Below are 12,393 nucleotides of genomic sequence, written 5' to 3'. Positions count from 1 at the left end.
CGGCGGGCCGTTTATGAGGCACCGCCCCGGGTGCGGGCCCACCAGTCGCGGAACGATTCGGGCGGCACCTCGGGCAGCGTACGGGTGTCCGACCAGGCCCGGCCGGGTCCCGGTAGCCGCCGGGGGTGGAACCGCCGGGTGCGGGCCGCGAGCCGTTGGCCCCGGCGCAGCACGCCGGGATGGTCCAGCGCCCAGGCCGCGGCCGCCAGCACGGTCCGTTCGGCGGCGTGCCCGCGGGCGGGCTTGATGACGGTGCGGGTGCCGCGGATCGTCACCTCGCCGCCCTCGGCGACCCGCTCGCGCAGCCGGACCAGGACCTCCGGGATGTCGATGGCGACGGGGCACACTTCATAGCAGGCGCCGCACAGCGAGGAGGCGAATGGCAGCGACTCCTCCAACGGGGAGGCGAGTCCGCGCAGTTGCGGGGTGAGGATCGCGCCGATGGGGCCGGGGTAGGGCGAGCCATAGGCATGGCCGCCCGCGCGCTCGTAGACGGGGCAGACATTGAGGCAGGCCGAGCAGCGGATGCAGCGCAGCGTCTGGCGGCCCACCCGGTCGGCCAGGACATCGGTGCGGCCGTTGTCGAGCAGCACCAGGTGGAAGGCGCTCGGCCCGTCGCCGTCGGTGGTGCCCGTCCACATGGAGGTGTAGGGGTTCATCCGCTCCGCGGTGGCGGAGCGGGGCAGCAGCTGGAGGTAGACCTCCAGGTCGCGCCAGGTGGGCACGGTCTTCTCCAGGCCGACCACGGAGATCAGGGTGTCCGGGAGGGTGAGGCACATCCGGCCGTTGCCCTCGGATTCGACCACCACCAGGGTGCCGGTCTCCGCCACCATGAAGTTGGCGCCCGAGACGGCGACCTTGGCCCGCAGGAACTTCTCCCGCAGATGCAGCCGCGCCGCCTCGGCGAGATCGGCGGGCCGGTCGGTCAGCCCTTCGGGAGCCGGGCGGCCCCAAGCCGCCATCCGGTCGCGGAAGATGTCGCGGATCTCCCCGCGTCCACGGTGGATCGCGGGGACCAGGATATGGGACGGCAGATCGTCGCCGAGCTGCACGATCAGCTCGGCGAGGTCGGTCTCGTACGCCCGGATGCCCGCCCGCTCCAGCGCCTCGTTGAGGCCGATCTCCTGGGTCACCATGGACTTGACCTTGACGATCTCGCGCTCGCCGGTGGCCCGTACCAGACCGGTGACGATGCGGTTCGCCTCGGCGGCGTCGGCCGCCCAGTGCACGGTGCCGCCCGCGGCGGTCACCTTCTCCTCCAACTGCAGGAGGTAGTGCTCGAGATGACGGAGCGTCCGGTCCTTGATGGCGGCTCCGGCGGCGCGCAGCTGCCGCCAGTCGTCCAGCTCGGCGACGGCCCGTTCCCGCTTGGCGCGAATGGTGCGGGTGGCGTGGCGGAGGTTGGCGCGCAGCCGTTCGTCCCGGGTCGAGACGGCGGCGGCCCGCGGGAACGAGGGCATCCCCAGCTGGGTGCGGCCGGCCGTCACCAGAGGTCTCCCCGGGTGCTCGCCAGGATCTCCGCGATATGGACGGGCCGCACGGAGGAGCCCTGGCGGGCCAGGGTGCCGCCGATGTGCATCAGACAGGAGTTGTCGACGGCGCACACGGCCCGGGCGCCGGTGGCGGTGATGGCGCGCGCCTTGTCGGCACCCATCGCGGCGGACACTGCGGCGTTCTTGACTGCGAAGGTGCCGCCGAAGCCACAGCACTCCTCGGCCTCGGCGAGCTCCGTCAACTCCAGCCCCCCGACGTGCTCCAGCAGCTTCCGGGGCCGTTCGCCGAGGCCCAGCGCCCGCAGCCCATGACAGGTGGGGTGGTAGGTGACGGGGTAGGGGAAATATGCGCCGACATCCGTCACTCCCAGCACATCGACCAGGAACTCGGTCAGCTCATGGGTCCGGCCCGCCACCTTTGCCACGGCCTGGTCCCCGGCGGCGATCCGGGGGTACTGATCCCGGACCATGGCGGCGCAGGAGCCGGACGGGGTGACGACGTAGTCGTGCTCCCGGAAGGCGGAGACATACCGGCGGACCAGCGGTGTGGTGCGGCGCCGGTGGCCCGTGTTGAAGAACGGCTGGCCGCAACAGCTCTGTGCCATCGGGAAGTCCACCGTCACCCCGAGCCGCTCGAGGAGGGTGACGACGGCCCGTCCGGTGCGGGGATAGAGGATGTCATTGACACAGGTGACAAAGAGCGCGACGCGCATGGGCTCCTCGCGGTGACGGTGATCGTCTGCCGCCTCATACTGCCGCAGCGGCCGACGGTGGGGAAGGACCGTCCACCGATGTGGCCAACAGCGCCCTGATCTCCCGCACCGCCGCGCGTCCGGCCCGGCTGGCGCCGATGGTGCTCGCCGAGGGCCCGTACCCGCCGATCACCTCGGCCGCCGGCCGGGAGTCGTCCGTCCCGGTCAGCGGCATGCCCGGCAGCGCGTGCATGCCGTGCACCCTGCCGTACGTCAGGGTCGGCCATACGAAGATGGACGCATGACCAATGGCTTCCGCACCCAGGTACTCGACCTCACCACCGGCTCCACGGAGACCGTGTACGACCTCACCGGCCACTGCGAGGCGTTCCTGCACGAGGCGGCGGCCGGCCGCGATGGGCTGCTCCATGTTTTTGTCCCGCATGCGACGGCCGGTGTCGCGATCCTGGAGACGGGCGCGGGCAGCGACGACGACCTGCTGGCCGCGCTGCACGACCTGCTGCCGGCCGACGACCGCTGGCGGCACCGCCACGGCAGCCCCGGCCATGGGCGCGACCATGTGCTGCCCGCCCTGGTGCCGCCGCATGCGACCCTGCCGGTCCTCGCCGGACGGCTGGAACTGGGCACCTGGCAGTCCGTGTGCCTGGTCGACACCAATGTCGACAACCCGGACCGCCAGGTACGGCTCACCTTCCTCGGCTGACCTCTCCCGGCCGGGCCGTCAGGTCCGGCCCCGGAGTGTCAGTGGAGTGTCAGTCCCGCTGGGCCAGTGCGGGAAGCTGACGCAGCTTCACCTTGGTGGTGGTGTTGAACGCGTAGTCCAGCATCTTGACCGCGTCCGGGTAGCGCTTGGCCGGGTCATTGAGGATGACACCCACGACCGTGCGCTTGCCGCGCTGTGCGGCGAACACCAGGCACGGCCCGGCGGCGGTGCCGGTGCCGGTCTTGATGCCGATGGCGCCCTGGTAGGAGCCGAGCAGCTTGTTGGTGTTGTACCAGGTGTAGGTGCGGTTGACGTTCGCGGCCTTCTGGCGGGTGCTGGTCGACTTGACGACCGCGCGGAGCGTGCTGCTGCCGAGCGCGTGCTGCCCCAGCTTCGCCAGGTCGCGAGGCGTGCTGTGGTTGTCCCCCTTGTCTGATATGCCGTCGAAGGAGTCGAACTTGGTGTTCTTCAGGCCGAGGGCCGCGGCCCTCTTGTTCATCTGGGAGATGAACGACTTGGTGCGCGCGGCCTCGGTCTTGCCGGTGCCGAAGTTGTCGGCGAGCGCATATGCCGCGTCACATCCGGACGGGAGCATCAGGCCATAGAGAAGCTGACGTACCGTCAACTTGTCACCGGTGCGCAGGTCCGCGGTGCTCGCGCCGTTGCGCTGGACATAGTCGCGGTAGGACTGCTTGATGGTGATCTGCTTGTTGAGATTCACCCCGCGGGTGTCCAGGACCACCACCGCGGTCATGATCTTGGTGGTGCTGGCCATCTGCCGCTTGACGTCGGCGTCCTTGCCCCACAGCTGGCGGTTGGCACCGCTGTCGAGCAGGAAGGCCCCCTTCGCCGCGATGCCCGACGGGCCGCTCGCGGCCTCGGCGGTGGCCGCCGGTATCGCGACCGCGCAGGCGGCGGTCGACGCGGTCAGTGCGACTGCCCACCGGCGGGCCGGTCTTCCCCCATGTCGCTGCATATACATCCCATTTCCATGCTGTTATCTCGTTTGCCGAACGGACCGGCCGATACTCCCACCCGTCGCCCCCCGAAGGGAAACCGGGACCGTCGAGATGCCTCCCCCGCCCGGCCGCGCACCGCAGGACTTTGACGGCTGAACACCTGGCCCACAGGCCGGACCAGGGCTCAGCCACCCGCCCGGCCGGCCCGTCCCACCGACTCCACCAGCGGCACCATCCGGTAGGGCACCCGCTCGCGCAGCACCATTTCGGTGCGGGTGCGCACCACGCCCGGCATCCGCACCAGCAGCTGGATCACGTCCTCCAGATGGGCCGCGTCCCGCGCCACCACGCGCGCCATCAGATCGCCGCCGCCCGTGATCGAGAACGCTTCGATGATCTCCGGCACCTCGGCCAGCGCGTCCGCCACCGGGTCCAGACGGCCCTGGGTGACCTCGATATGGACGAACGCCAGCACCGGATGACCGAGCGCGGCGGCGGAGAGCCGTGGCCCGGTGCCGGTGATCACGCCCGTGCGCTCCAGCCGGTCCAGCCGGGCCTGGAGGGTGCCGCGCGCGATGCCCAGCAGCCGTGCGTACTCGCGGACCGAGGTACGCGGCCGCTCCAGCAGCAGCCTGAGGATCTTTGCGTCCAACGCGTCCACGGCCATGGGTCAACGGCTCCCCTGTGGTCGGCATGTGTGGCCGGTCACTGTACCAATGGCCCAGCTTTCTTCGTGGTGCCGCCAGGGCATCAGAAGCACTCGTCCAGCAGCTGGTAGAAGGCCAGCCGCTCCTTGTCGACCCGGTCTTCCCCATAGCGTTCGACGAAACGTGCCACGCAGGCCGGACCGAACCACGGGTCCTCCTCGCGGCCGAGTTCCCTGATCGCCAGGGCGAGATCGGCATGCCGGTCCGCGCGGCCGAGGCGGCCGACGTCGATGACCCCGGTGAGCCGGCCCGTCCCGGGGTCCAGGAGCACATTGTTGGGGCAGAGGTCGCCATGGCATACGACGAGATCCTCCGTCGCCGGGCGAGTGCGCGCGAGCTCGTCCAGCAGTCGCCGGCCCGACCAGCCCTGCCGCTCGTCCTCGAGGGCTTCCAGATCCACCAGTCCGGCTTCGACGTTGTGGGCCGCCTGCGGCATCGTCACCGCCAGGCTCTGGTCGAACGGGCAGTCGGCGACGGGAAGTTCATGCAGTCGGCGAGCCACTTCGGCCATGACCGCGGCCACCGCCCGCCGTTGGCCCGCGGGCCACTCCGCCGCTGCGGAGACGCCCGGTACGGCTTCGGTGACCAGCCATGACCCGCTGTCGTCGGACCCCAGGTCGACCACCCGCGAGGTGGGAACGCCTCGCTCGGCCAGCCAGCGCAGGCGATCGGCCTCGGCCTTGAGGTCGGGACCGGGAGCCGTCCCGCTCTGCCGGGGCACGACCTTCGCATAGAGCTCGGACGCGCCGGAGAGCCGGTGGACGAAGGCGCCCGAGTCGCCATCGGTGACGGGGGTCCAGAGATGGCCGGGGTAGCGATTCCGTAGTGTGTTGTTCATGGTCACATCTTGGCCGGGTCTCGCCGCGCCGGGAATGGGAATAAGCAATTCCGGCGGTGCCGGGATTCATTCGCCGGGTACGTGTTTCTGCCGTTCCGCATAGCGGTGAAAGCTCCGTACAAAGGGCGAGTCATAGGCGCGGGCCAGGCGTAGGAGAAACTCCCGCTCGTCCCCGAGGGTGTGGCTGTTCACCCGGAACGGGGCGTTCGGCTGGGGCCGTTGGGGGAGCCCGGCGAGTTTGGCGCGGCGGGCCTCGCCGAGCTCGCAGGCCAGGACGGTCACCTCGAGAGACCCTCCGGAGAGGCCCGCGGCGGCCGTGTACCGCCGGGCGAGCCCGGGAACGGACGGGCCCGCGTAGCCGCGCAGGGCGAGGATGGCGTCATGGGTCTCGATGACTTTGCGGTACTCGAACAACTCCCATGGATGGCGCGGCAAGAGGACCTCCCGGATGCGGGACCGCGGTTTCATCAGGGCGACCTGCGGTGCCGCGTCGACCAATTGCCGCCATAGCGGCCACAGCCGCCAGACGGTCCGGAAGCTGGTGGCGGCGCGGACGGTCACTCCGGCAGCCGCCTGAAGCCTGCCCAGTACCCCGTCTGGTTCGTCCCTGCCGCGCCGGTCACCGGCACGTATCAGGCTCGCCAGCATCTCCGCCTCCTGCTCCTGCCGCGTGGTGTAGCTGGTACGTGCCAGGAGGCGCCGGACGACGCCCGGATCGAGGTCGGCGAGGAGGCCCGCCGGGCCCAGGCCGCCGCTCACGGCATGGTGGTCGAAGAGCATATGGCCGATCTCGTGCAGCACGATGTGTTCCTGGTGGAGCCGTGCCGTGTGGTGCTCGAAGAATATGTGGTCGTCACTGGCGGTCGCGAGCCATAAGCCACAGGCTCCGGCCATGGCGGCCTGACGGGGTAATGGGTGCAAGTGCAGTGGTCTGCCGCGCTGTTGGGCAATGCGGCGGCAGAGGGCGTCGATGGAGAAAGGGCGGGGGAGGTCGAACTGGTCCAGTTTTGCCTTGCAGTGGCGGCGCAGTTGGACATACCTGTGTGGCATGGAGGGTCCCTGTCAATCCTTCCTCGGACAGCAATGGTGTGTGCCGGAAGGTCATCGGCCGCACGGCGGCGGGGAGCGGAGCCCGGGGCGTGCCCCATGGATCGGCACCCGCCCCGGTGCCCGCGGCCGTCGGCGTCCTGCCGGTTCACACCCGGCAGGACGGCGGCTCAACCGTTCGCGGCCTCGTCATCCTCTACGGACGAGAGGTTCTGCACCTTGCGGACTTCATTCACCATGGCCAGCAACGCGTCCAGCGCCGCCGGTGACAACCCCTGCGCCCGGAGCGCCAGGTTACGGACCCGGGCGTCACGCAGCGCGGCGGCCAATTTGAGCTGGGAACTGACCCGTTGGGCCACTTCCTCGCTGATGAAGTACTCCGGGGGCACGCCGAAATACTCGGCCAGGACGTCGAGTTGCTCCAGGGTGACGTTGCGCTTCTTCCCGGTGGCCAGCTCCCACAGATAGGTGCCGGAAATCGTGCCACCTGTGGTCTCGCGGATCTCCTTGGCAAGGCGGGCATACCCGGGCCGCCTGCGTTCATCGGGGTGGAGGGCGGCGATCAGTTCATTGAGCCGCTGGTCGAATTTGCGCACCAAGGGACGGTCGGCCCGGTCGGATGCCGATGGGTTGGCATTCATGCGCCGTCCTTACCCCGATGATCTGCGATGGACCGAACACCCGCTCAAGCGGACAGCCTGCGCCGTCAACCACTACCACCAATCAACCCTGTTGACAATCGATCCCCTCGCGGTCGGCGGAACACCTCGTGCGTGTCGTCGACCTTCGACCGGATGCCGGCGCGGAGCCGGCCGCCCGCCTCCTCGACGGCCCGCCGCAGCGCCGCCTCCTGCTCGGCGTCCTGGCCGTGGGGAACGACTTCGAGGTCCGCCACCAGCGGTGCGAGCAGCCCGGCCGCGTCCAGCCGGGTGGCGTACCGGTGGGCCAGGTGCTGTTTGCAGCGGCGGTGCGCCTTGGGTGCCGCCAGCAGCGTCCGCGCGACCTCGACGGCGTTCGCCGCGGTGATCACCAGATGGGGCGCATGCCGCCGGACCAGGCCGGCGAGCGCCTCGTCCGCCGCGACCGCCTCCTCCTCGAGCAACTCCCAGATGTCCGCGCGGGGCAGCAGGGCAACGGCCAGGGCGTCCGCCCAGGGGGCATGCGGGCGGGCGGCGAGTATCCCGGCCGCCGCCCGGGGGTGGCGGGCAGCGAGGAAGAGCGCCAGCTGCCGGACCCTGTTGAACACCTGCGCCCAGCCGGCCGGAGCATGTTGCCCCGCCAGTTCCGCCAGCGAGCATGTGAGGTCGTCCAACTGCTGCACCGCCGCCTCGGCCTCCTTCTCCACCAGGCGCAGCACCGCCTCCCGGGTCCAGGGGTCCGTGCAGAGCATGCCGATGGCCGTGCCCAGCGGGAGGGTCTCCAGGGCCTGGTACTGGGGCGAATCGTCGTACCGGATCCGGTAGTCGAGCAGGGCGGCGAAGACCGGACGCCACCGAGGGTCGCGGAAGACGTCCGCCAGGTCGGCGACTTCCTCGTTCGGCACATAGGAGAAGTCGTAGGAGCCGTCGAAGAGGGTCCGCAACAGGCCGAGAACCAGCCGCATATGGTCGTGGTCGAAGCGGGCCGCCGGGCCGGCCGGCCGGGCCTCGATGCGCAGCGTCCAGGTGCCCGCCGACAGCAGCCGCTCGGTGCGGAAGACGACGCCGGGGAACCAGTGGCCGAAGCGGTCGAGCAGCACCTCGAAGGCCAGCAGCCGGCCGGTTTCCTCCGCGGTGACATCCGGCTGCTCGCTCCACTCGGCCTCGATGCGGTCGGGGGTGAAGAGCAGGCTCGCCTTGTGCAGGGACAGCGGCACATCGAGCTCGAAGGAGTCCCGGGTCAGCCGGAGCAGTTTGTTGCCGCCCGGGCAGAAGCGGTCGGCGATGCGATGGAGCGCGGCGACTCCGCTGGGCGCCCGGTCGACCGGGTAGCGCTCGGTGGTGGCCAGCAGCCACTGGTGAATGGCGTTGTGCAACCGGTGCGGGTTGGCCGGCGGCCGCGGGGTCGTGGTGGCGCGGGCGGCGCCGTCCAGCAGCCGTCGCCAGGAGGCGTTCTCCTCGATGGTGTAGTCGGTGGCGGGCGCGCCGTCCCGCCAGGCCGCGATCCATGAGGCGAAGACCCCCATGGCCCGTGCCTCGTGCGGCGAGGGACCGAACCCGGCGGCCAGTTCCAGCCAGGCGGACAGCACCCCGAGATAGGCCTGGTGGAGTACCGGCCCGGGCCGTTCCACCAGCTCCAGCAGGATCCGCTTGAGGGCGGCGTCATAGCTCTCGATCAGATCGCACCGGGCGAGCCGGAGCAGGAAGCCGTCGTCCCCGTCCAGCAGCGGACCGGCGGTGTACGACCGGTGGGCCACGGCCAGTTCGCCGGCCCGGCGGGGAGCCTCGGCCGGGGCGGCGGCGGCCAGCGCGACCCGGCCGCGCTCCAGGGCGAGATGGCGCTCGGCAAAGCCCTTGTCCCCGGCGGCCGCCGCCACCAGACGGGCCGTCTCGCCCGGCGGCAGGGAGGACCGCCGGGCCAGACCGCAGAGCTCCACCGTCGCGTCCGGGTCGGCCAGCGGCAGGGCGGCCAGCAGCCGCAGCGGGACCTCGGTGCGCTCGCGGGCGGAGTGGACATCCAGCGCCGCCATGGCGTCGGCGAGCGAACGCACCGCCGCCGGCACGGACCGCGCCGCATGGCCGGCGCCGCCGTCCGCCAGCGCGAGGGCCGTCGGCACCAGCCGCCGCAGGACCGCGTCGGAGATGTCCGGCCGCCCGTCGAACCGGGCGAGTTCCACGGCGAGCCGTACATCCGGGACGCCGCCGATCGTCGCGGCCAGCCGCTCCGGGGAGAGCAGGCGGGCACAGCGGGGCAGGACGGCCGCGATCCCGGCGGGATCCGCACTGCGGGCGGAAATCAGGCCGCGGACATAGGTGTTGGCCTCGTCCGGCACCGCGGCCAGCACCAGATCCGGGGCGATGCCCGTCGCCAGGGCGGCCTCGGCCGCCCGGGCCGTGAAGCCGGGCGAGGTCACCTCGGCGCCCTCGCGCAGGTGACACTCGGGGTCGGGCAGGAAACTGCGCTCGACCAGGCGCCGGGCGGCCGCCGGGGACAGATGCGGCAGCGCCCGCAGGCCGCCGAGCCCCGGCATCGCCTCCGGCGTCAACCGCCTGCCATGGGAGATGAGTTCGCCGGCCGCCCGGGCGCCGGACCGGCGGTCGGACAGCAGCCGGCACCCCGCCGGTACGGCGGCGACGCGGCGCGCCTCGGCCTGGACCTCGGGCGGACGGCCGGTGCCGAAGTAGCAGCGTTCCGCCCAGGGGTCCGCCAGCAGGTAGGAGGCCTGCTCCGGGACGTCCTCGGGCCTGCCCCGCAGCACGGCCACGCCGTACTGGCGGAACATCACCGCGGCATGCTCGGCCGGGCTGCCGCGTTCCACCAGGACGTGGCCGGTCGCGGACCGCTGCGCCGGGTCCATCCGCAGATACCGGTCCCAGGCGTCGTCCAGCCGGGTGGCGGTCAGGAAGCCGGTCGCGGTCACGGTGCGCGGCGGGATGAGGATGTCCGCCGGGCGCACCACGCAGTCGCGTTCCCACCGCCGGCGGGCGTCGTCGGTGAGGACGTGGAGCGTGGGCGCGGGGTCGAAGGCGAGCGCGGGCCGGACCTGGACCAGGTGCACGGCGTGGACCCGGGTGGCGCGCAGCGTCTCACCTCGCCACAGGTGGCCGCCAGGGTCGCCGGTGAGCCACACCAGGCTGTTGTCGGCCCGGTCCAGGCGCTGGGCGGAGGCGAACCCGAAGCCGAGGGACAACTGGCCGGTGACCCGGCCGCGGTGGCCGGCCTCGGTGAGGCCGGTGCCGGAGACCGTGCCCGCGTCGGTCTCCAGGACCCACTCGCAGTCGAGCCGTGCCATGCCGAAGTGGCGGTGCACCAGCCCGGTCCAGCGGGCGATCTCCTCGATCGCGGACGCGTCCGGCAGCGGTGTCTCGTCCGCGTCCGGCGGTGTGCCGGTGACGGCGGGGGCGATCAGCGGCTGGACGAAGGCGGCGATGGGGGCGGGCCGGTGGCCCGGTGCGGCGAGGCGCTGCTGAGCGAGGGCGTGGTCCCGGTAGCCGCTCCAGACCACGGCCGACACCGTGGCGAACAGGTCCGCCGGGGCGGAGCAGACCAGACTGTCGTAGCCGCCCGCGTTGATGTTGTGGTCCTGGTCCTCCGCTCCGGAGCTGCGCACGATCCAGGGCGCCGGGCCGCAGCGGGCGGCGACCCGGCCGGGCAGGCCGGGCCTGCGCAGCCGCAGGAACTCCGCATAGCCGGATTCAAGCCCTGCCGTTTCCGTCCTGGCGTCGTCCGGCCGGGTGCTCAGGAATTCTCTGGCGTCAGAGTCGTCCATCGGGAAGACCGGGAGCGCGATGGCCGCCAATTGCGGATGTGCGGAGAGTTGCAGAAGCCGTGCGCATTTGGCGCCGAATTCGCTGTCGGGATCTGCTGCTGGGCCGAGGGCCGATGGAGCGTCCATGGGAGTGTTGCCTGCCCCTTTCCGGTTCCGTTCCTGTTCCGTTGTGCGGTGCGGTGCGGTGCGGTGTAGTGGCGTGGTGTCAGCCGTCCAGGAGCCTGTCGAGCCACGCTCGGGTGGCCCGCGGGTCGCGCTCGGCCTCGCGCAGCCCGTCGATGACATTCCAGGCGGCGCGGTAGCGGGCCTCCTCGCCCACGGGGGTGTCCGAGGCGTATGGCGCGAGCTTGTGGCACACCCGGCCGAACCGCTCTTCCGCCTCGGCCAGGACGTCGGGGCCGAAGGCCGCGGAGACCGCCTGGTTGTCGCCCTCGTAGAAGAGGAGCCCCTCGTCACCGGCCGCCTGCCAGAGGGCGTCCGCCAACTCCTCGGTGGCGGGGACGAATTGGAAGAGGGAACCGTTGCCCGCCAGGTCGATGGGCAGCGAGGCCGCGGCCAGGGACGCACGGACGTGGCCGAGGAAACGGTCCCCCGCCTCCCGCACCGCCCGCTGGGGGCCACCGGTGGCCATCCGGGCCAGGGTGCGTTCGGCCGCGGCCAGCACCGTGGGTTCGAAGAAGGAGGTGTAGGACACCCTGCGCAGCGGCCCGAGCAGGGCACGGGAACCGCCTACGGCGGCCGTCGGGAAGCCGTTGGCCATGCCCTTGGCGACCACCCACACATCCGCGTCGAGCAGTCCCGCGGTGGACAGCCCGGGGCGGTAGCGCAGCCCCACCTTCACCTCGTCCACGATCAACGGGACGTCCGCCGCCGTGAGCAGCGCGCCCAACCGCCCGTACCAGCGCGGCGACAGATGCAGATGGTCGGGGGAGACGACCACCGCCGCGATCCGCTCGCGGTCGCGCAGCAGGCCGGCCAGCAGGTCGAGGTCGTAGAAGAAGTCGACCACGCCGTCCGCGTTGGGCTCCAGCGGTGCCCGGGGCGCGCGCCACATGGGGTCATAGCCGTGGTACCCCGAACTGAGCACCAGCGGGCGGCCGACGGACTCCCGCACCGCGAGCACCGCCGCGCGCACGGCCGCCGTTCCGGTCCGGAACAGACCGACGGTCTCGCCGCCGCACAACTCCAGCAGGCGGGAGGTGACATGGTCCAGCAGCGGGCTCCAGCCGGTGGCCGAGCCGGCCGCGCCGGTGGCCGCCCGGGCGACGGCCTCGGCGACCTCGGGATCCCCATGGCCCAGCAGGACCGAACCGCGGGCGTTGTCGAAGTCGATCCACCGCTTTCCGGTGCTGTCGGTGAGATGGGCGCCGCGGGCCTCGGTGAATATCCGCGGATTTCCCGCCGGATCCCTGGGACAGGTCGGTTTTTCGGCCAGCGCGGAAGGCATTTGCGTCATCGTCGGTCCTTTTTCGGTAGGGACATTGCTGGACGGGGCATGGCGCGCACACAGTCAGGACGGACCGGG

The 12,393-nt window shown here is 71.7% G+C and carries 11 protein-coding genes; 2 read left to right on the top strand and 9 right to left on the bottom strand.

What is annotated here, in order from left to right; translation table 11 throughout:
• Window positions 1–11: 11 nt before the first annotated feature.
• Both ABCR83_RS08185 and ABCR83_RS08180 read right to left on the bottom strand, forming a co-directional pair.
• On the bottom strand, window positions 12–1,460 hold the full coding sequence (locus tag ABCR83_RS08185; protein ID WP_462694201.1) for a lactate utilization protein B: 1,449 nt from the start codon (window positions 1,458–1,460) through the stop codon (window positions 12–14).
• 23 nt (window positions 1,461–1,483) lie between these two features.
• Complete coding sequence (locus tag ABCR83_RS08180) at window positions 1,484–2,206, bottom strand: (Fe-S)-binding protein (protein WP_462694173.1); 723 nt, start codon at window positions 2,204–2,206, stop codon at window positions 1,484–1,486.
• 80 nt (window positions 2,207–2,286) lie between these two features.
• Here ABCR83_RS08180 and ABCR83_RS08175 point away from each other — a divergent pair, with 80 nt between their 5' ends.
• Both ABCR83_RS08175 and ABCR83_RS08170 read left to right on the top strand, forming a co-directional pair.
• Window positions 2,287–2,490 (top strand): hypothetical protein, encoded by a 204-nt coding sequence (locus ABCR83_RS08175; protein ID WP_462694172.1) that lies wholly within the window; start codon window positions 2,287–2,289, stop codon window positions 2,488–2,490.
• Window positions 2,487–2,909: a YjbQ family protein gene (locus ABCR83_RS08170; RefSeq protein ID WP_462694171.1), complete on the top strand. Its 423-nt coding sequence runs from the start codon at window positions 2,487–2,489 to the stop codon at window positions 2,907–2,909. The genes ABCR83_RS08175 and ABCR83_RS08170 overlap by 4 nt, the downstream gene beginning before the upstream one ends.
• 49 nt (window positions 2,910–2,958) lie before the next feature.
• Here the strand turns inward: ABCR83_RS08170 and ABCR83_RS08165 are convergent, their stop codons facing one another.
• The 7 genes from ABCR83_RS08165 to ABCR83_RS08135 all read right to left on the bottom strand — a co-directional run bounded on the left by ABCR83_RS08165 (window position 2,959) and on the right by ABCR83_RS08135 (window position 12,324).
• Complete coding sequence (locus ABCR83_RS08165) at window positions 2,959–3,885, bottom strand: D-alanyl-D-alanine carboxypeptidase family protein (protein ID WP_462694170.1); 927 nt, start codon at window positions 3,883–3,885, stop codon at window positions 2,959–2,961.
• Between the two features lie 167 nt (window positions 3,886–4,052).
• Window positions 4,053–4,535 (bottom strand): Lrp/AsnC family transcriptional regulator, encoded by a 483-nt coding sequence (locus ABCR83_RS08160; protein ID WP_462694169.1) that lies wholly within the window; start codon window positions 4,533–4,535, stop codon window positions 4,053–4,055.
• Window positions 4,536–4,618: 83 nt separating this feature from the next.
• Window positions 4,619–5,413 carry an APH(3') family aminoglycoside O-phosphotransferase gene (locus ABCR83_RS08155; RefSeq protein WP_462694168.1) on the bottom strand — a complete coding sequence of 265 codons (795 nt, stop codon included), beginning with the start codon at window positions 5,411–5,413 and terminating at the stop codon, window positions 4,619–4,621.
• Window positions 5,414–5,479: 66 nt separating this feature from the next.
• The gene (locus tag ABCR83_RS08150) at window positions 5,480–6,463 is read right to left on the bottom strand and encodes a DUF6545 domain-containing protein (protein ID WP_462694167.1); all 984 of its coding nucleotides are present in this window, start codon (window positions 6,461–6,463) and stop codon (window positions 5,480–5,482) included.
• 167 nt (window positions 6,464–6,630) lie between these two features.
• Entirely contained in the window at window positions 6,631–7,101 is a 471-nt protein-coding gene (locus ABCR83_RS08145; RefSeq protein WP_462694166.1) for a hypothetical protein, read from the bottom strand.
• A 65-nt stretch (window positions 7,102–7,166) separates the two neighbouring features.
• Window positions 7,167–10,994 carry a hypothetical protein gene (locus tag ABCR83_RS08140; protein WP_462694165.1) on the bottom strand — a complete coding sequence of 1,276 codons (3,828 nt, stop codon included), beginning with the start codon at window positions 10,992–10,994 and terminating at the stop codon, window positions 7,167–7,169.
• A 79-nt stretch (window positions 10,995–11,073) separates the two neighbouring features.
• Entirely contained in the window at window positions 11,074–12,324 is a 1,251-nt protein-coding gene (locus ABCR83_RS08135; protein WP_462694164.1) for an aminotransferase class III-fold pyridoxal phosphate-dependent enzyme, read from the bottom strand.
• Window positions 12,325–12,393: the final 69 nt, after the last annotated feature.

Source organism: Streptomyces xingningensis (genome assembly GCF_054957865.1).
The sequence above is the reverse complement of the archived record's forward strand: the minus strand, read 5'-3'. Positions and strand labels throughout refer to the sequence as shown.